Genomic DNA, 19410 nt, shown 5'->3' on the forward strand with positions numbered 1-19410 from the left:
AGCTTTGCTCTCAAGGATTCATGCCACAACCGACTCATCATCTTCCCGAAACCAAATCAGTGCCGGACTGGCTTTCAGAGAAAACGAAGCCCACCAGCTTCCTGATTTCGCCCCGTACCCGAATTGAGGGTTTTCCGTACGCAGGACGCTCAGATAAAGATGCGCCGTTGCAAAATACATGGCACGTCCTGAGCTGAATTCTAATGCTCCCTGCCAGCGGAGTGTAACCGGAGCCTGACGGAAATCGGACCAGAAATGCGTAGAGGGCAGTTGCCATCTTTGAAGGTTCCGCGATGCGAAATGTCCGGGAACGGAAGCTTTTTTCCAGAGATGAACAACGACATCCGCCATCGCTGTTCCTGTTAGTCTGGGCAAAATGCAAGTCTCGTGTGGCCATGAAGGCTGCAGTACGGCAAATCCCTACAGGGTGTTAACCATGCTGCTTACCCGGGGCCTGGTGATTGACGATCAAACGGACTGTGCCGAATAGTTTTGTTTGCGCGATTGAATCAGCCATGACAAAAATCGGGCGTCTCGGGTGTGTTTGGTTCCCACGGGCCAGGTAACTTGTGTTCAGGAGAATTGGCAAATGCCACCTTGGAAAAAAACGGTCTCCCTGTTTGTCATTCTTTCGTTGCTGGGCAGCTCCGTCACCCCTTCTATGGCGGGAGACGGGGCCGGATTCTTTTCTGCAGCTCGGTCGAAATGGTCGGGGATGCGGAAAGAGACTGAGTACAACCATGTTGAGCAGCTCGCGTTGTGCCTGGATAAGCTGGAAGAAGAACTGCTTGAAGACGGCGCAGTTGTCGCCAAGGCCCCGGACATTTGGGGAGAAGCACGCCTGACTCGCCATCGTCAGGAATTTGAACGCAAGCTGGCTGAAAAGCTGGATGGATTTAATGTCCGATTCAACGCCAATATTGCCCGCAGCGACCAGGCATTTCTGGCATCGGCAATTGCCCTGCAATCTAATCTTGCGGCGGGTGCGACCTCGGCACCTTCGGGCGACCTGACTCAGATCAATAACCTTCTGCCGGGCGTCATTCTGAATCCAACCGGAGAAGCTAATACCGGTGCGACTACATTCAGTGTGTATTCAACAAAGCCCGGTAACCTGTTCGATCAGAGTCCTTTTGGACTCGATGACGCGAAGGTCAATATCGAACCCACAATCGAACTGGACCAGCGAGCTCGCTACATCAACCATCTGCATGAAATTCGCCGGATGAATGAAGGCGACGACACATCGGATTCGCCCGGCTATTCGCTGAACCTCGTACGCATTCCGATTTCACTACTTCCTGGCAGCAAGACTCGAAAGGGCTACGGTGCAGAAATCACTGTCACTGCCGAAGCCCACGTCACCGACGAATTACTTCCCACTACATTCCGGCAACTGGTGATCAACGACCTTGTTGACCAACTGAGCGTTCCGATTTACTCCATGATCCGATTTGAGAGCGAAAAGGAATCCGCTCTTCAGGACGCCTTCCTGAGCACGAAAAGACTTTGGCAACGTGTTGCACCAACACTTGTCAGCATCTACCCCCAAATAGACCTCGAAGGTAAATGGCTAACGCGTGAGAAGTTTGATGATGTTGTTAAGGGACTCGACGAACGGTTTTCACCCCGGCAGGTGGCTGACGATCTGGAGTTTCTCTCCCGACTGGTTCAAAAACATGATGCTGGCAACACGTCGATCACAACAGCGGAAACAAATCGGCTTAAAACGATCGTCGATGAACTCATCAGTCAAGTCCGCAGAGTTTTTCCGGACGAATACAACACTGTCCGTGCACTCGCAATCCAGCAAGTTGCCGCGGTACCGGGTGGCCTGAAAGGGCTCAATCCTGTCCTGGAAAAGCAAATATCCAATGTCCTTCAACCAGCAGGACTCTCTACGGAGGCATTAACCAGGACTCTGAGTTCGGATCCGGCGATGCAAATTCTGACAGACCAGGCTCTGTCCGCAAGAATCGCAAAAGAATACAGCTCCGCTGGGCATGCCAGCGCCAAGAGCGATGCCCTGAATGCAGCGTGGACACAAATCCTGCAGACGCTTGCCAGCGGTGGTGAAATGGCAGAGCGAACACTGGGCTCCTATCGCGCCGTGAATATGGCTTATACCTCCGGTGCTGGTACCGCGTCCGCCCAACGCAGAGCACGTTCACCATTATCCGGTCAGAATCTTCAGGATACTCTCGGAAGAGTGCGAACTGAGGAAATCGCGAAACTCTTCGCCAAATCAGTCAATGGAAATGACCAAAGTCTGCCATCTGCCCTCCGTGGCGTTCTGCGAGACGAATTGGAAACTGCCTACGATGCTACCTTCCATGACACATTGTTTGGTAAGCAGTCTCTGGAAGTCTTTGAAACGGCCATCCTCACGGGCGCCGGGATCGAAGGCCTGCGAAACAACATCGATCAGCAGTTCGCTCAGGCTTCCGTCGCAACCAGCTCTATGCGGGCTTTGCTGGCATGGCCCATTATTGTGGAATCTGTCCTGCTGAATAAGCAACTGAACGACGACATTCAACACGTCTCCAAAGATCCTGAATGCCACTGCATGGCACCCGGATATCAATTACCTTTCTACGGAACGAATCCTCCGCCGGAGGCACGGCAGGCGTTTGTGGAATACGTCAAATGTCGGTGGCCAATCCATGTGTTCGCTCTTGACCCGATGGCTCAGGAGCAAAACATCGCCGATCAGTACAGCATGCGACGCGAAATGCAGCTGGCAATGGCGCTCGCGTTTGCCAACGGATCCACCAACGCGCAGAACGCAACTCGTTATATGAGACGCCTGGAAATGGACATGGAGACCGTCGCGCTTAATCGAACGGCCGTCGCATTTGGTCACGGAAACGATACCTTCGGATGGCGTTTTACCCCTCGTGTTCAAACGCCGGATTTTGAAAGTAACACGACCACCGGATTCCGCGATCTGTTGCTTGGCGGTCCAAACCGAGATGATCTGCGAAAAGACTGGGAACTGGAAGCAGGCATGAAAGAATGCGTCGCCATCGTGCTGATGCCTTCGTTTGTGACACATATTCGCTTTGACTGCCGAGGTCACTTCTATCCGCTGACCTGCGGGCGCCTGGGCATCAAAACACCATCCGATGCACGCACGTCGGTGTATGATAATGTCGAAATGAGTCGCATGGTGCGACAGATGCAGGACTGTGCCGTGTGTGCTTTCAACGAATCGCACCTGTACCGGGATGGCGAAGTGGATCGCCTGCTTCGACGTGTCAAACAGCTGGAAAAGCGATTACCTCTTCAAACATCCTACAGTCGTGTTCCCAACGAGAACACGCTGGGTGGATTTGAAATGTTTTCTTCCGGCGTCACCGATCTGGCTCCCGAACTGTATGACTTCTACGGCGAACCCGGATTCGAGCCGGGAACAGAATCCCGCTTCTTCCTTGTCGGCGGCAACTTCAGCGTAACAGGCACGCGAGTGATCGCGGGAAATCGCGAAGCCGAATTTGATCTGCTGAGTCGAGAGGTTATGGAGATCGTCATTCCTGCAGACGCGGTTCCAACTGATGGACACGATGGAAAATCATCCATCGACATTCATGTTGCGACGCCGTACGGCGTCTCACCTCATGTCCATATACCACTGCGAGAGGTGGAACCGGTCGTTAAGAACGGACCAGTTTGGTCAGCCAGCCTTCAGGAAGTCCTGTATCGATGGACCACCACCCAAAATGGAGGCTCAGTAGTCGGATGGGAGGTTTCAAACGATAAGGTAATGGTGAAGAGGCCACATGAAATCCGAATCGCACTGCCTTCAGGGGCCGTCAATCTGCCAGTCAAAGCAAAGCTGGACTGGACGGCGTCGATCGACGCGGGTGATAACATCAGCGATTCGGACAAGGTGATCGTGAATTCATCAAGTGTCGTTGATATTCCATACGACGCGGCTTCAGGGGAGTACGTTGTTGATAGTTCGAAACTGCAGACGCTGCATTTCGCCCTGAAGGACGGACTCGTTCAAAAGCTGAAAGCACTGGGAGACAAGAAGGGACCACCTTCTGATGATCCAGTCACAGTCCTTGTTACCGGAAAACTGACGCTGACGGTGGACAGCAGGGAGCAGACCCTGCCTGTTGGGGGAGTGCTGAAGTTGAACGTGTACTTCCCTGATCAACCGGACTAACGCAGCCTGGCTTCCGATTTAAACGGATCACCCGCGAGCAGTGACTTGCCGCACGGGTAACACGTCATCAGGACCTGAGTCATTATCGCGAGCAGTGCAACCTTTTCGCGGATGGTGACATCAGGTCCTTTTGTTTGGTGTCAGCGCTGTTGAACATTCGCTTACTACCTTGAGGCAGTCCTGTTTCGCCATCGCTGCATTTGTTTTTGCACAAATGCCTGCAAAGGAGCAGCAAGTGCGAAGTAACAGAAAATCAAGGGAAGCGCCATTTCACGGACTACAAACACCAACACGAGCGCGAAGACCATCTTGAGCAGTTGCCTTCGTCCTCGCTCTCCCCGCACAAGTTGATTGAATACGTGGGCATAGCGAACACGAGACACCATCAGGATGGCAACGGTCAGGGCAATCAGCGGCAGAAGTAAAGACAACGCAGGCAGCAGAAAATCTGTCACGGGACGTGCCCATTTGACGTTTCCTTCGATCGTCAGATCATGCAGGCCCTTCAGTCCGATCGGAAATGCGGCAATCACACCTGCGGCCGCAGGAGATGGCAGCCCACTGAAGTGGGAGTGAGAATCTTCGTCGTCGGTTTCCACATTGAATCGAGCGAGACGCAGGATCGCGCAAAGCATGAACAACGCAGCAATCGCCCATAGAATTCGCGCCGGGTATTCGAAGGGAGGCTGGGTTAGCGAATGCAGCAGGTTATTGTCCGGGTGAGTCAGCTTCAGCATGATAAATGCCGGTGCGACACCAAAACTGACGGCATCGCAAAGACTATCCAGCTGCGCGCCGAATTCGCTTGTCTGATTCGTGAGCCGTGCGGCACTTCCGTCAAGCATGTCGAACAGCATTGCCAGAAAGATCAGCTGTGATGCATGGAACAAAGTAATCAGCGGGATTGACGCGGCATCAACTCCACCGGCGACGGCCGCAGCATCTGACGCCGCCGCCAGCATATCAGGTCCCACGCGCGCGCAGAGGGTGATGGCGCCGAATCCGCAGACCGCATTGCTAAGCGTCAGCAGCGTCGGCAGAACCGCGAACACTTTCTGGCGTCGCGTCTTCGGAGCGGGAGGGGCCGTGAAACGAGTCGCGGTGGATTCAGTGTCATCCAGTTCAGGTTCGCTCAACGCAGGTTCGTTCATCACGGGTTCGTTCATCACAATGTCCTTATCAGGGCTCGATCAGGCTGTCCAAAAGCCCTTATTCGATCGGGGCCTGCAGGCTCCGCCCTGGTCGATGTCCCCGAATCTGTCCGAATCTCCGGATCGTGGCGTTGTTTTCATTCGAATTCCAGCAATGGTCTGCGGAACCCGCTCGGAAACTCTGATCTGAGGCGCATTTTGACGGAAAGTCGGCATGCTGGCCAGGATCAGCGGGGTGGTTGGTTCCGTGGCCGTGCGCCGCCACGAATTCTGCTGGTCCGGATTTCTGCTGTGAACCTGAATCTGTGGCTACTGCGTTTCCAGATACGACATCAGATCTGCGAGCTCTTCGGGGGTCGTATTTCTCAGCAACCCGGACGGCATCAATGATGAACGCTGTACCTCCTGAGATTCGATGTCCGCACCTTCGATTCGGTACGTCTTGTGATCGGCATCTCGCAGCAGCACACCATCGATTGCCTGATAGACAATCAGGCCCGTGTAGACCTTCCCCGAGGTGGTGACAATGGTGGTAGTTTGATAACGAGGCGAGATATCCCGATTGGGCTCGACGATCGCCGCAATCAGGTCATCTCGGGAAAACCGCCGCGTGACGCCGATCAGATCCGGTCCCAGCGCGCGTCGACCGCCATGGCATTTTGCGCAGGAAAGTCGCTCAAACAGCTTCTGACCTCGCTGCGAGCTGCCGGACTTCCAGTCGACTTCGGGCAGCATTGCGTAGACCTCCTTCGCAACGTCGCTGGTGGTGACGGGAGTAAATTCCGGGTACCGGTTTGCAAGTAATTCCTGCCATCGGCGCATGGCGTCCGGCTGAGGGCGATGGCCATCCGGACCATAAACAAATCCTCCGCTTTGTCCGGTATTGTTTTGTAGCAGTCGCATCACCGTTTCGCGAATCCGGAATTCGCGCAAGTCATTGACCAGTCGTCGTGCCGTCGAAAGCAACTGGTACTGCTCCGCAGGTGTATTTGATGGAGGCAGTTTTGTCAGGGCTTTGACGCACGCGTCGACAGCATTCAGCTGGGCCGAGTTCAGTCCGTCCAGGTAAAGTGAGCGATCGTCTTTCGCTGGCTTTTCGGACAGCACAATCAGGATGGCATCCCGGACGGACAGATTATCGAGCTGGTCGCGAAGAAACTGTTGGTGTGCCGGATTCTTTGATTCCCCGATGATGAACACAACGTCATTTGACCAGACAAAGTCATCGTCGGACTGAATTGTGCTGACGAATCCATCGATGGCTTTTGGCACCTGATCCTGTGCAACCTGACTCATGTAATAGGCATGCCCGGGCTGACCGAATCCGGGCTGATCAACAAGAAGTTGCGGCATGGCGGGATCAACGCGGCACAAGGCTTTGAATAACTCGCCCATGCGGTCATCCCAGTTGGTGTCCTGCTTTAATCCCAGACGCCGGACCTTCACGTCGATATTAATCAGCGCCTGCGCCGTTCTGGTGCTTTCGTCGAACGAACGTTCCAGCTCAAACTGAGACAAAGCAGCGAGACGATGGATATCATCCGATGGAGAGGATTCTTCCGTGATCCCTGCCAGCAGTGATCCCAGTAATTCGCGATTCAGCGGCGTTGTCATGGAAATGATGCGAATCAATTCCTGGTCAAGTAAAGGATCTCCGCTGGGAAACGTTTTTGCGACGGCAGCGCGAATCGGATTGAGTTCGAAGTCGTATTCGGCGAGTGGCAGCCGGGCGGCATAGCTGTCGAACATTGGCGGCCGTTTTTCTGAAGGGCCGACGTCTCCCAATGCCAGTTGCAGCGCCCTGGCCGCTTCCCGCCGCAATTCCATGGGAGCATTCGTGGCTGTGAGAACCTGCGTTGCCTGCTTTGCAACGGACATGTTGACGCCTTCTGACCGCATTTGCTGACCAAGACCCAGCCAGATGAGTCCACGGGCATTTGAAGGTATGAGTCCGGCGATGATTTGTTGCTGCCGGTCAGACAGCTTCTGTACGAGCATCGCTGACGACAGTCTCACGAATCGATCGTTCGAAACCAGCCCCGCAGCAATCTGTGGCAGGTAATCATTCAGCGTGCCTGATTCTGATTCATTGTTCGCTTCGGTCGTGTTGATGGTACTCAGCGCCTCAAGTGCGACCCTTTGCACGAAAGGGTCGGTGTCAGACAGCAGTTGTTTCAACGACCTGGAATCCGGTTTCTGCGGGTTCGATCGACCGATGGCCCAGGCCGTTCGGGCGCGGATAACCGGCGACGACGCCTGGAACAGCTCACCCGAAAGTGTTGCATCCAGTCCGCCAAACAGCTCGACAAGTATTTCGATCGCGCGTGTTCGTTCGGAAATGCGGTGGGTCACATCAAGAGCCGCCGCCTGGAATTCTTTCCTGCCCAGCTTTGCTGCCCGAGGAACCCACTGCGATCTCGACCAGCTGCTCAACGGTTGATCGGCTTTCAGGACCTGATCAATGGCAGCGTCCTCTTTTAAGGTTTCGGTCGCCTTTTGCAGGGCCGCCAAACCGTCTTCGTGAATTATTCGGTAGACGCTGCCTCGTGTGCCGCGACCTCCAACAGAAACAAACAAACTTCCATCCGGTCCGACTTCGATATCGGTGGGAGCAAACCCGAATTGATTCGTGCCGGATGCAAATTCAATGGGTTCGGACTTCCACGTTGAACCATCCTGGTCCAGCGGCACAGCCAGAATCCGCCCCAGCGTCCAGTCGAGTACAAACAACGATCCAAACCACGACGCCGGAAACTGACGATGCTGATAACTAACGACGCCCGTCGGAGATCCACGGCCAAATGACGCGATCACGGGAGGCATGTCGGCCCAGAAGGAGGGTCGCTTCCATCCACTGCTGACCCAGCCCGCGTCGGACATCGGAAGCAACTGGAAAACTCGCGTCGGAAGATACCATGGCAATGTAATGTCGCGTTCGTCATCGCTGTCGTAAGTGAATATGTCGCCATTGGTCGAGAAAGCAAAGTCGTAGGCATTGCGCATTCCATCGGCAACGACTTCACCGCCGCTGAGATCATGCCGGAGACGCATCAGAACACCGTTGTGGGGATTCTTCAGTGGCGTTGTCGGCAGATTGGCATAGGCACTGGTGACTCCCGCAAAGTTTCCGGCGATGATGTACCACCAGCCATCCGGTCCCTTCTGAATCGAATGCACATGGTGTTCGCCACCGGCTTCAATTTTCAGAAATGTCTGCGGCGGCCCATCCGCGATATCGTTCGCATCCTCGTCGCGGAAAATCAAAAGGCCCTCGTCGCCCGAGCATAAGAGATGACGCCCCAGCCAGTACATCCCCTGAGAACCCGTCTCGGGCTTATCGGCAAACTGACGAAACGAATCGGCCCGTCCATCGTTATCTTCATCAATCAGAATTCGAATATATCCGGGCCCCGAAACGACGACACGCCCCTGAGAATCGATCGACAGGCTGTGGATGTCGTGAGCCAGATCGTCGTCCGCGTACAGCGAAACGCGAAACCCATCGGGGACGCTGATTCCTTTGAAAGGCTCAGGCGTTTCTGCGGAATTCGACGTGCGATCAGGGCTGTCTTCGACGACAGGGATGTCAGTCTGACACGCAACGGCACCGGACAGCATGGCTGATTCTGTCAACAGGCATGTCGCGCACAATGCTGCGTTCAACAAACGCATATCACAATCCTTTGTAGGTCCCACAACGGTCTCTGGTTGGGCATTCTACGCAGTTGGCTCGATCTTTGTCAGACCAGTCGCACGAATCTGCCGAGCGATGCCAACCGGATTCTGCAAGCCGTTCCGTAAGCAACCACTGTTCGAAGAAAAGCGTAAGAACGTTGCCGACCAGACCGTTGCGAGATCAAATCGGTGTTCCTTTGCTGGCAAATCCCCGGACATTTTTCTTTGCAGCACGAAAGAATTCAGCATCGAATCTCTCGTGGTATTGCCGGCGAGGTCCCGCGGAATTGCCGGGGTTCCTGCCGACTCCAGAGAACTGCCGTGGTCTCGAATGGACTCGCAGATCGACATGGCATCGTGTCAGCGGAAAAATATCAGGATCGCAGTGCAATGACGCTGATGCGAAATCGCAGACGATGCGAAATCAGAGAGAGATGGCGGGCAGTTTTTTTGCTGTCACGGCCACCAGTCAATCATCCGACCTGGTCAAAACGTCCGCGCGTGGACAAACGGCGACAGGTCTGAACGAACTGTCGCCGTTTGCACTGATGTTCCGAATTGTCGCGGGAGAACCATCATGCGTTGGACCCAATGATTCAGAATGGTCCAGACCGCGTCTGACTGCAAGTGCCAATTGAAGCGAACGGATCCCGCGCGACCTGCGGAATCTGCTACGGCTGAATTGGCCCTCGAATTTGTCGAGTGACAATTCGATGGCCTGGTATCTGGGTGTGATTCGACTGATTGGGGATGGTCTGCCAGCTTGCTGGATTAATGTCGCCACCCGGAAACAGATCCGGCTCTTCATTCAGACGGGGAGCTGGTGTTGATGGCTCTGGAACTCCAAAATCAGGATTCGTCTGCTCCGGCATATCGTCGAAAGTTCGGCCTTCATCCGAGACAGGTTCTTCTGCCGTTGTACCAGGTGCACGGAATTGTTTTTCTGGCGGAACCGGCGGGTTGAGTGTTTGATCAGGCACCGGGCTGGAAGCGCTAGGAGGTACTTCCGCCGATGTCGTATTGTCGTACCAGACATCCTGTCCAACCGCGCATCCCGGTTCGAACGAATTCTGAAATACGGGTGCGTGACAACTCGGATCGGCCATTATGGGTGATGTCGTACACGATGCATCATATGAGGGCATCGGAATCGGGTGAGCTGGCATCAGAGTCGCCGGAGGCATCGGCACCGGCATCACTGGTTCATGCATGATCGGGGTATGCATGACTGGGGATGGCATTGCGGGTGCTGGCTGGTAAAACTGCTGTATCACCGGTTGAGGAAGTTGATTCATGACTGGCGTGGTCATCTGCATCACGGGAAATCCGCTGGCCGGACCGCACTCCTGACAGGGATCGGATATTGTTTCGCCGCATCCGCAGTCATCACCCATTATTGTTGGCATCACAGCTGCCGCTGGTGCTCCGCATCCACAATCACTGGTCACCATGAAGGACTGAGAATACGGTGTCTGGAAGGCAGCTGGCTGTACGAAGGTTGGTTGGGCGTAGGCAGGTTGACCGTACAGATTCGTGGCCTGCTGTGAATAGAGCTGCTGCAGCTCTCGCCTCTGTTTGCGTGACAACGAAGTGAGTCGGCTTTGCTGATCCATGGGATACAAAGGAGCCGGCTGGTAAATGCTGGTATAAGGATTCTGTGAAGCATTCCTGCGCAAGCCCGGTGGCTTGAAGATTTCGGGGCGGTGGTGAAGGCAACAGCCCGACGAAAGGATGCCGACAAGGGCTGCGAGCAGCAGATTTTGCCGTTGCATGAGAACGTCCATTCTGAGACGGGATTGGTCTGACAGGAGCACCTGATGATCGAAGGCGCTGCGAGGGGGAAGAGAGGGCAATACGTATCTTGAGGATCGGACTTTCCGTGTGGTAAACTTTAACGGTTGTAACGATTATTTTTCGGATTTCCGGATATTGCTCCTGGGCAGACTCCTGGGTTTGCACAACCGTTGGGAATCGGGATTTGTCGGCTGTCGTTCCTGCGGAGAGAGAAGCTGGAATCCACCGGGGCTGAATTTGTCGGCCCGGCGAACATTCACCGCGTCGACAGGACCACACAGTGTTGGCGGAGTGCGTGGCCAGGTTGCAGTCGCTAACATCCGGTTTCAACGCATCCTTACCTTTGCCATCGCGGTTCCGACCGCGGGTGAGCCTTCCTGAAAGTCGACAAAACAATGATTCGCACGTTATTGCTTGCCAGTCTGATTGCCCTTGCCCCGACATCAACTGTTTTGGCCCAGTCGCCAAAGCCAAAACCGGAGGGGGAAAAACCAATCCGCGTTCTTCTGATTACGGGCGGTTGCTGTCACGATTACCCTTTTCAGAGCTACAAGTTGCAGTCAGCGGCGAAGGAAAGAGGCGTGGATGTTGACTGGACGATCGTCAACCAGGGCGGCAATGGCACACAGGCAACCATCGAGCTCTACAAAAACCCCAATTGGGCTGAAGGATATGATGTCGTCATTCACAACGAATGCTTTGCGAATACCACGGATGAGTCTTACATTCGCACGATCACGAATGCCCACAAGTCCGGTGTCAACGCGGTCGTGATCCACTGTGCAATGCACACCTACCGCGCCGCAGAAATTGACGATTGGCGAGAAATGCTGGGCGTGACAAGCCGTCGTCACGAACACAAAAGCGAATACATGGTTCGTAATGCCAGGCCTGAACATCCGGCAATGAAGGACTTTCCTCAGGAATGGACAACGCCCAGTGACGAGTTGTACGTGATCGAAAAAGTCTGGCCGGATACTGAGGTTCTGGCCACTTCGGTGAGCGAAAAGACACAGGAAATGCACCCGGTCATCTGGGCACACAAGTATGGAAAAGCGCGTGTCTTCGGAACGACCTACGGACATTCCAACGAAACTTTTGAAGACAAAGTCTTCCTGGACACCATCATCAACGGCATGCAGTGGGCCGCTGGCAGGATTTGAATTCTGTAACATCCAAAGCAGAACAGACGGCGACCGCTACGCCCGTCTCTGTCGCCGTCTTTCTCGTTCGGACGCTTACTGAATTCGATGTGGGCAGGATCGGTTGCCGGCCTACGTGATTGCTCCGGCGATGGTGGGAGCTGTGGTACGAGATGCCGGCTCTGCCAGCTGACGGGCTGTCGCGACAGACGTGTCCAGCACGATCCGGAGATCGACAACCCAGGCGCCAGACTGGGGCATCACGAACTCCCAGTGTGGCATCACACAAACGCTTTGATGGACCAGCTCGAAACCGCCTTCCGACTGACTGATGGTCTCGATCGGTGAGGTCCAGATTCCGCCTTCCCGGGAAGATTCCACCGAAACGTCCAGCCCAAGCCATTCGTCAACCAGACTGAGTCTATCGGTGTTGTGCAGATCCAGCTGCCGATCCAGAGTCCCAATACGGTTGCCCGAACCGTCATAAAAGTACCGGTCTTCGGCATGCCCCGGCATCGCCGCAAAGTTCAGTTCAATTCCGAAGTGCAGTGGAATATTCCGCGGGAAGTCAGACAGCTGATATTGAATCAGAATTTCGTTCGGGCGATCGGATGACAGGACAATGATCTTCCGCACTTCGCCCGTGACGTCGCCGACATTGCCCCGCCGCCGCATTTCGACGGCAATTCGTGTTTCGCCTTTTCGAATCGAAGCTTCGTACGCCCCGGTTTCGAAGTCCCCAATCAGACCTTCGCCTCGATTGAACTGGTCATGCTGGAGCTGTGGTTGCAGAAAATGATCGACAAGGCTCTTACGAGGCCATTTGTCGTAGAAAATCTTCTTGTCCAGATCCGGCTGTTTAAACTTGATTTCCCGCTGAATGCTTGCGAGGTTCTCCTTGTCATCGCCATCCTTGTGCTTGCCGAAATCCAGGATGCTTTGATGATAAGCTTCCGGGCGTCGATCCAGCGTTGCCAGCACATTCACACCACCGCGGCACACATCAAGTTCATAAAGGTGCCCACCACGAGCCGGCGCCAACCATCCAATCAGACGATGATTGCTGAGGCGGATTTCCTGTCGTGCGTCGAAATCGAAATCAGCCGTGGACACATCGACCCACGGTTCGGTACGGCCTGCCGCTTCTTCAATCAAACCATCAGCCTGAATGAGCTCCCGATAGACGGCATTGCGCAGGTGAGGAAGATACAGACCGCCGAATGCCCCGTGCCAGTAACTGCAGTTGCACTGACCGCGGTACAAATGCAGCTGTGCTTCTTCGAGCAATTCGCGTTGATCGTCTGACAGCTTATCTGCTGACAAAGCGGTTGCCACACGACGGCTGACATCTGTCATTCGCGCGTACATTTCGTTGCTTTCGGGATAGCGCGTCCGAAAGTTGCGCCAGAAGCCGCCTCGAGTAAATCGCAGCAGCTTCTGGAAGTCGGCATCGTGCTGGTGCGCGTTGCGAAGTCCGACAAAATCCTTTTGTGCTTCCGGCGGCAACACCCATTCGGTCATTTCGCGATAGCTGGCATCGGGCAGATAGATTCGCCCGGATGGTGGCACATGATCGATCACTTCTGACGGAGTTGTGACATGAATCCATGAATCATTCTGACGCAACAGATCGAAGAAGCGTCGCAGCCAGCCGTCACCATAAACGTGTTTGTGAGTATCCGGCCACGCACCAAACTTTTCGCCATCATCGCCAAACAGGGCGACTGGTTGACCAGGCAATTCTGCCAGTGTTCGAAGATACTCGACACAGTTCTCAGGATGATCGAACGGGATGAGGTACCGCAGGCGTTCGCTTCCGGGGAAAACATTCAGCGTCCGGCCTTCGTCTTCAGTGACGTAGTAACCGTACAGCTCTTCCTGCGCGACGCCGGCGCATTTGAAGTGATAGTCGTCGACGATCGTGTACTGCATGCCAGCGGCGGCAATATCACTTGCGAACGACTGTTCCCAAACACGTTCCGGCAGCCACATGCCACGGACAGCCGTGTGGAAAATTCGATTCAGATGTTCTGCATACGTCTTTATCTGACCGATTCGATCGCGTCGCGGAATGTTCGCCAGAATCGGTTCGAAGAACGCTCCACCGATAATCTCCACCTGACGCGACGTCACCATCCCGCGTAAACGCTCGATGTATTCCGGATGGCTGACCTCAAGCCATTCCAGAAGACTGCCGCTTGTGTGCAGCGCAAACGGGATTTCAGGATAGTCCTGCAACACATCCAGAAACGGCTTGTAGCTGTCGCGGAACGATTGTTCGAAAACGCCGTCGAAGTTTCCGATTGGCTGGTGATTGTGAAATGCAAGTATGAGCCGAACCGAACCAGTCATCGAAGAAACTCCGGTGGCGAGTATGACAAACGCCACACAAACAGAACAATGCGGGTGAAAGCTTTGCAAACTATATCAGATTGACATCACTCGGTAAGACGCTCAATTCAACCGCCGACATCGTTCTTATTTATCGATTGAGTAACTCCCTCTGATCCACTACCACGGGAACAACACTCCTTTGTTCTCCAGATCACCCATTTTCACGCTCGCGTCCTCTCTGCGAGAAGTCTTCTCCTGGATTCCCACAGGACTGCTGAGCCCGCCTCAGCCGAGCAGAATCCAGCCAAGTCCGGCAGACCGGACGCTCCACAGCAGAGTCCGCAACCAGTTTGAGCGAACAAGGCGGCGATGGACGCCGGATTCGAAGCCATTTTCCAGCTTGCGGTGAAGCGGTACCTGAACCAGTGCGGTCGAAAGCCAAATCAAAATCGTGGCCAGCGCGAGAGAATTCCACAACCCCGCCGAAGCCGAGAAGGGTGAAGCGACTGGTGGGCGAAAAGCGATCCAGATGCTGGATATCAGTTCCAGCATCATCAGTGGGAACACGATGGGGGTAATCTTCTGGCAGTGAGCCTTTTCATACTGCACGAACTGGGCTGGTCCAACGTTCGCCATCAACGGGTAGTGAACCAGTTGAACCAGCCAGATCAATCCTGTCATGGCAAAAGTGCAAAAGGCACAGCAGAATAAGAGCGGCGGCATATCGATCTTTCCGGTAGGCAGACTGTATTCTGTGCGATCCCGCAGTCACGCAGGGTAATTAACGATCGGCCATTGTCAGCCCGGGAAGCATGTCCCGGTCGCTCAGCAGGGGATCCCGATGCAAGCATCCCCCCACCGCGGATGGAATGGGCTGAATTTCGTGGAGACATTTTCTTTGAAAGACTAATGTAAACGCGCACTTGCTCCAGCTCATCCTGATCGACCGCGTAACGACGGACGGACCGCGAACGGCGCAAACGCTTTGAAAATGAACTGATTCCAGTCCTTTGAACGTCTGTTCAGGAATCGCATCAAACAACCTACCCACTCGGAGATTCAGGCCCATGCGGCAAGACCGACCTATTCCTCGTTATCTGTTCTGGGCACTGCCGATGGGCTGGCTGCTGGCGATGTTCAGCTGGGGCCAGGGATCACACGTCTGGGGATTTTATTGCACGATGCTGGCATGGCTGGGGACCGCACAGGGTTTTGCAGGCAGTCATGGATTCGCTGATCACGTGCTGGGTCGACCGGGGTCCACTTCGGCCGCGGCATTCTCTCCGGGGCAATGGAAACTGATCAGCCTGTTTACCTTCTGGTTACCAAACATCGCCATGGTGGCTTTCAGTTTTCTGCTCACAAAGTCTCTGCAGCCGGAACTTCAACCGACGGGCTCACTGGCGCGACCACATTCGCTGTGGTTCTTCCAGTGTATGATCATGTACTTCTGCGGCACCGGCGCCGCCTGGTCCGGAATCTGGAGTGCGACAAGGAAGAAGTCGTAAACTTGTCTTCCGACAATCGACGGCATTCCGGATCCGATAAACCATGGCCAAAACGCCGTTCGTAAATCGATCTGAAATCCTGGCCCGTCGGCTACGGGCTCAACGAACAGACCGTTCACTTGACTTCTATTCATCAACCATCGTCGTGAGTGCCCCTCAAACATGTCTTCTGAACTTCCCGAATCCTCACCACCTGAATCTCAACCGAGCACGTCGCATTCTGATCGCGCCGTCATGGTGTCGACATCGATTGCCGTGATCGCAACTGTGTTTTCATTGTTCTTTCTCATGGGTTTTTTCAGCGCGTGGCTCAAGGGCGAAGGGGACTGGATGGCACTGGTGATGCGAGGCCTGAAGTTTAGTGCATCGGGGTCACTCGGCGTCTTGTGCATCGGCATCTCCGCACAAAGCTGGAAACGGCTTCCGGTCCCGGCATGGGTTCCATCAACAGCATCGTTTGCTGTCGGTTTCTTTGTAATGAATGGAATGGGCGAATTGCTGGATGGACGTTACGAAAGCATCCTGCCGAAAGCCGGCGGTGGTTTTTTGGCCGGATGTCTGGGAGGCCTGGGACTCTACGGAATGCAAAAGTATGGCTGGGGCAGGCCGCCCACGAGTGCCCCGGGATCAACTTCCAGTAATCAGCAGTTACCAGAGAGCACCCAAACATCGGGTGAGTCGGGAGTCGAAGGGCCGTCGTGACGTCAATTCAGAAAAAGTCCGGACGATTCCTCCGGATCTCCTGCATTGATCTCAGGTGGGTACTCTGTTCTTCATCTTGCCTTTCCGGCAAGGTAAAGGAACTCTGATTCTTCTCTCGAAAGTCCTGTCGTGCTGAACGAATCTGAAATCACTTTCGGAACGACGGATTCCGTCGTTGTTCATCGCTCTGAACAGATTGTTCAGTCACGTCGGCTTCTGCTGAGTATGGCAGAACGTCTGATGAATGACGCGTTGCGATCGCAGGTTGCGGCTTCAGACGTCGTTCAGCAGACTCTGCTGGCGGCCATTCGCGACCAGGCCTCTTTTCGCGGGTCTTCTGAACAGGAACTGACGCAGTGGCTCGTTCAGATTCTGAAACATCGTATCATCGACGAAGCACGCCGAATTCACTCAAGAAAAGAACTCTTGTGCCTGAAGTCTGACACTGTTTTTCAAATTCCGCAATCGATCAATCAACCCACGTTACTGTCGGACCTTGTCGCTCAGGAAACCATTCAGCAGTTGCTGCATGCCATTGAACATCTGGAAACGCAACAACAGACGATTGTTCGGCTTCGCTACATTGAATCGCTTTCATTTGACAAAATCGGCGAGCTCATGGATTTGTCGCACGATGCCGTGCGGCGGCTGTGGCTGAAAGCCATGCAATCGCTGGGGAGACAACTTCGTGCGGAGTCCGAGCGATGAGCGGTTCCGAGACTTTGGGGAAGACTCCGTCGGACGTGGTACGTCGTGAAGTCTCAATGCCTGAAACTTCGGAAGTCGACGCAGACTTGCGGAAGGCAATTCAGCTGGAGCTGTGGGAGTTGGGGAGAACAGACTGCGGTAGTTCAGACGATGTTCCGGATGGGCTTGATTCTGAAACAGTCCGAGCCGCCTCGCTGTTGAGCAAAGTCTTTGCAAGACCCTCGCAGCCGGAAACGGGACAGCGACCCGAAAAAATCGGTCGGTTTCAGATTCTTGAGATGCTGGGAGCCGGACGCTTCGGAGTTGTCTGGCGGGCATTTGATCCTTCGGGAAATCGAGAAGTCGCGCTGAAAGTGATTCATCAATCGCAAATGTTTGATGCGACTCATCGCCGCCGATTTCTTCGGGAATGTTCTCTGGCAGCACGGCTGGATCATTCGGCCGTTGTGCCGATGTACGAAGCGGGCGCGGTCGATGGCATGCCTTATCTGGTCATGCCGATCTGCGAAGGGCAGACGCTGGACAAATGGTTTGCCGTTCAATCAAAACCCGTGTCGCCGCAGGTCGCTGCCGAGATCGCGATGCAACTGGCGGACGCTGCGGACTATGGACATCAGAATGGCGTGCTGCATCGGGACCTGAAGCCTGGCAATGTGATCATCCGTCCGTCGCTGCGATCGGACCAGAGTACCAGTGTGACCGTGCGAATCATGGATTTCGGTTTGGCGATTCCGGTCGATGTGTCTCTGCGGGATACGCGAGGCAGCCTGATCGCTGGCACACCGGTTTACATGTCGCCCGAGCAGGCCGAATGCCGGACCGAAGACATCGGTGTTGCCAGCGACATTTTTTCTATCGGAGCCATCCTGTTCGAATTGCTGGCTGGCAGGCCTCCTTTCGACGCACCATCATTGCCAGCGGTCATCGAACGATTGCAGAGCGAAACTGCCGCGTCTGTCTGCGAATTCCGTGCCGACGTTTCTGTGGATCTGGATGCGATCTGCATGAAATGCCTGGCCCATGAAACTCGCGATCGCTACGCCTCCGGGAAAGAACTGGCGGAAGATCTTAAACGTTATCTCCTTGAACAACCCGTGACCGCGCGGCCGATTGGCAGGATTCGACGTGTGCTGACCTGGTGTTCACTTCGTCGAGGCCAGCAGCAGTTGGCTCTGACGGCTGTCGTGATCAATTTCGTGATCATGCTCTGGAGCGTTGCGTCGATTCCGGTCGCGTTCGGTGAGATTCCTTCCGGCGCGATTTCTGTGGACACCGTGTTACCAATCCTCGGCCCGCTGTTTGGGTTCATCATCCCACTGCACACGCTGTTGATCTGGCTGTCACTGCGAATTCGCCGCCTCCAGGGCATCCGCCGCAACAGCCGCATCGCCTTTATTCTTTCCGCCGCGACACTTTGCTATGCATTAAGCGTTCTTCTTGACGTAGCCCCCGCCGCCCCATCGCCCGCCTACGCCCAAAACCCCTTCGCGCGCAACGTCGCCTTTACGCTGGTGGCCACAGGGTTTGCGATGCTGACGGGGATTTATGCAACACTGGTGTTTTCCGCACGGACGCCTGACAAGTGACTTCGGCGAGCGGCCAGTGTCAGCTGGCCGGTCCGTGATCTGTGGCCACCAGTCTGTCCTCTTCAGCGACCAACCCGTCATCCCGGACGACATCCGTCATCACGCACATGAAAAGTACCGGGAAGCTGACGCATCCCACTCGCCAGCCGTCGATTCCGCCGAGGAATGATGAGCACTGCATTGACCTTGTCTTCGGTGAGTACGTCGCTGAACCGCAGACGCTGAATTTGTTTGATGAAATACTGGCCCTGGGAACCGTGTAACTCTCATGCTTTGCGAGACGCGCTGAAAGACATTTGATCTTGACAAGTGCATTTCGGTAAGCCACCTGCGTCAACAGGCCGGTCCGATCAATTTGATCGGACCGTTCACCGGTGTCGGATGCATTGCTGAATGCTGTTCAATGATGAGTTCGCATACAGAATCGCCACTGTTCTCGTCGTGATATTCACATGCTGAGCGTGAACGTCAGCGCCGTTCCATGTGGGCAGAATCAAGGTTGTTTGGGATGCGTCACTGGTCCTCTCACGGGATTGTCTCGGAAGACGGCGAGCGCGACGTCGTGATCATTGCAATCAACGATCGCAGCAGATCCGGACCATTCCACAGTCAAAGAATTCATTGATCCGGGCCGGTTCT

General features: G+C 54.6%; 14 protein-coding genes. 7 read left to right on the forward strand and 7 right to left on the reverse strand.

What is annotated here, in order from left to right; genetic code table 11:
- Nucleotides 1-18 precede the first annotated feature (18 nt).
- The gene (locus tag R3C20_04160; protein MEZ6039674.1) at nt 19-351 is read right to left on the reverse strand and encodes a hypothetical protein; all 333 of its coding nucleotides are present in this window, start codon (nt 349-351) and stop codon (nt 19-21) included.
- Between the two features lie 238 nt (nt 352-589).
- On the opposite strand from R3C20_04160, the gene R3C20_04165 reads away from it, so the two are divergent.
- Nucleotides 590-4171 (forward strand): hypothetical protein, encoded by a 3582-nt coding sequence (locus R3C20_04165; protein MEZ6039675.1) that lies wholly within the window; start codon nt 590-592, stop codon nt 4169-4171.
- A 164-nt stretch (nt 4172-4335) separates the two neighbouring features.
- On the opposite strand, the gene R3C20_04170 is transcribed toward R3C20_04165, so the two are convergent.
- The 4 genes from R3C20_04170 to R3C20_04185 form a co-directional block, all read right to left on the reverse strand.
- Nucleotides 4336-5337: a CDP-alcohol phosphatidyltransferase family protein gene (locus R3C20_04170; GenBank protein MEZ6039676.1), complete on the reverse strand. Its 1002-nt coding sequence runs from the start codon at nt 5335-5337 to the stop codon at nt 4336-4338.
- 294 nt (nt 5338-5631) lie between these two features.
- A complete protein-coding gene (locus tag R3C20_04175; GenBank protein MEZ6039677.1) occupies nt 5632-8994 on the reverse strand; it encodes a c-type cytochrome in 3363 nt (1120 codons plus the stop codon).
- Between the two features lie 45 nt (nt 8995-9039).
- Nucleotides 9040-9348: a hypothetical protein gene (locus tag R3C20_04180; GenBank protein ID MEZ6039678.1), complete on the reverse strand. Its 309-nt coding sequence runs from the start codon at nt 9346-9348 to the stop codon at nt 9040-9042.
- A 320-nt stretch (nt 9349-9668) separates the two neighbouring features.
- The gene (locus R3C20_04185; protein ID MEZ6039679.1) at nt 9669-10769 is read right to left on the reverse strand and encodes a hypothetical protein; all 1101 of its coding nucleotides are present in this window, start codon (nt 10767-10769) and stop codon (nt 9669-9671) included.
- Between the two features lie 417 nt (nt 10770-11186).
- Between R3C20_04185 and R3C20_04190 the strand changes: the two genes are divergently transcribed.
- Nucleotides 11187-11954 carry a ThuA domain-containing protein gene (locus R3C20_04190; GenBank protein ID MEZ6039680.1) on the forward strand — a complete coding sequence of 256 codons (768 nt, stop codon included), beginning with the start codon at nt 11187-11189 and terminating at the stop codon, nt 11952-11954.
- Nucleotides 11955-12065: 111 nt separating this feature from the next.
- Here the strand turns inward: R3C20_04190 and R3C20_04195 are convergent, their stop codons facing one another.
- Both R3C20_04195 and R3C20_04200 read right to left on the reverse strand, forming a co-directional pair.
- The gene (locus R3C20_04195) at nt 12066-14285 is read right to left on the reverse strand and encodes an alpha-amylase/4-alpha-glucanotransferase domain-containing protein (protein ID MEZ6039681.1); all 2220 of its coding nucleotides are present in this window, start codon (nt 14283-14285) and stop codon (nt 12066-12068) included.
- A 267-nt stretch (nt 14286-14552) separates the two neighbouring features.
- A complete protein-coding gene (locus R3C20_04200; protein ID MEZ6039682.1) occupies nt 14553-14948 on the reverse strand; it encodes a hypothetical protein in 396 nt (131 codons plus the stop codon).
- A gap of 386 nt (nt 14949-15334) precedes the next feature.
- Between R3C20_04200 and R3C20_04205 the strand changes: the two genes are divergently transcribed.
- The 5 genes from R3C20_04205 (at nt 15335) to R3C20_04225 (ending at nt 19034) form a co-directional block, all read left to right on the forward strand.
- Nucleotides 15335-15775: a hypothetical protein gene (locus tag R3C20_04205; GenBank protein MEZ6039683.1), complete on the forward strand. Its 441-nt coding sequence runs from the start codon at nt 15335-15337 to the stop codon at nt 15773-15775.
- Between the two features lie 162 nt (nt 15776-15937).
- Complete coding sequence (locus R3C20_04210; GenBank protein ID MEZ6039684.1) at nt 15938-16477, forward strand: hypothetical protein; 540 nt, start codon at nt 15938-15940, stop codon at nt 16475-16477.
- Between the two features lie 129 nt (nt 16478-16606).
- Complete coding sequence (locus R3C20_04215; GenBank protein ID MEZ6039685.1) at nt 16607-17185, forward strand: sigma-70 family RNA polymerase sigma factor; 579 nt, start codon at nt 16607-16609, stop codon at nt 17183-17185.
- On the forward strand, nt 17182-18771 hold the full coding sequence (locus tag R3C20_04220) for a serine/threonine-protein kinase (protein ID MEZ6039686.1): 1590 nt from the start codon (nt 17182-17184) through the stop codon (nt 18769-18771). Before R3C20_04215 ends, R3C20_04220 begins: the two co-directional genes overlap by 4 nt.
- A gap of 41 nt (nt 18772-18812) precedes the next feature.
- The gene (locus tag R3C20_04225) at nt 18813-19034 is read left to right on the forward strand and encodes a hypothetical protein (protein MEZ6039687.1); all 222 of its coding nucleotides are present in this window, start codon (nt 18813-18815) and stop codon (nt 19032-19034) included.
- The last annotated feature ends 376 nt before the right edge of the window (nt 19035-19410 follow it).

It is taken from the genome of Planctomycetaceae bacterium, assembly GCA_041398825.1.
In the GTDB taxonomy this organism is placed as follows: Bacteria; Planctomycetota; Planctomycetia; order Planctomycetales; family Planctomycetaceae; genus F1-80-MAGs062.

Bases quoted from the DNA above. Each gene is read 5' to 3' on its own strand.
- R3C20_04205 (MEZ6039683.1), top strand. From the start codon at position 15,335: ATGCGGCAAGACCGACCTATTCCTCGTTATCTGTTCTGGGCACTGCCG.
- R3C20_04210 (MEZ6039684.1), top strand. From the start codon at position 15,938: ATGTCTTCTGAACTTCCCGAATCCTCACCACCTGAATCTCAACCGAGC.
- R3C20_04220 (MEZ6039686.1), top strand. From the start codon at position 17,182: ATGAGCGGTTCCGAGACTTTGGGGAAGACTCCGTCGGACGTGGTACGT.
- R3C20_04195 (MEZ6039681.1), bottom strand. From the start codon at position 14,285: ATGACTGGTTCGGTTCGGCTCATACTTGCATTTCACAATCACCAGCCA.
- R3C20_04185 (MEZ6039679.1), bottom strand. From the start codon at position 10,769: ATGCAACGGCAAAATCTGCTGCTCGCAGCCCTTGTCGGCATCCTTTCG.
- R3C20_04170 (MEZ6039676.1), bottom strand. From the start codon at position 5,337: ATGAACGAACCCGTGATGAACGAACCTGCGTTGAGCGAACCTGAACTG.
- R3C20_04175 (MEZ6039677.1), bottom strand. From the start codon at position 8,994: ATGCGTTTGTTGAACGCAGCATTGTGCGCGACATGCCTGTTGACAGAA.
- R3C20_04180 (MEZ6039678.1), bottom strand. From the start codon at position 9,348: ATGTCGATCTGCGAGTCCATTCGAGACCACGGCAGTTCTCTGGAGTCG.
- R3C20_04165 (MEZ6039675.1), top strand. From the start codon at position 590: ATGCCACCTTGGAAAAAAACGGTCTCCCTGTTTGTCATTCTTTCGTTG.
- R3C20_04200 (MEZ6039682.1), bottom strand. From the start codon at position 14,948: ATGACAGGATTGATCTGGCTGGTTCAACTGGTTCACTACCCGTTGATG.
- R3C20_04190 (MEZ6039680.1), top strand. From the start codon at position 11,187: ATGATTCGCACGTTATTGCTTGCCAGTCTGATTGCCCTTGCCCCGACA.
- R3C20_04160 (MEZ6039674.1), bottom strand. From the start codon at position 351: ATGGCGGATGTCGTTGTTCATCTCTGGAAAAAAGCTTCCGTTCCCGGA.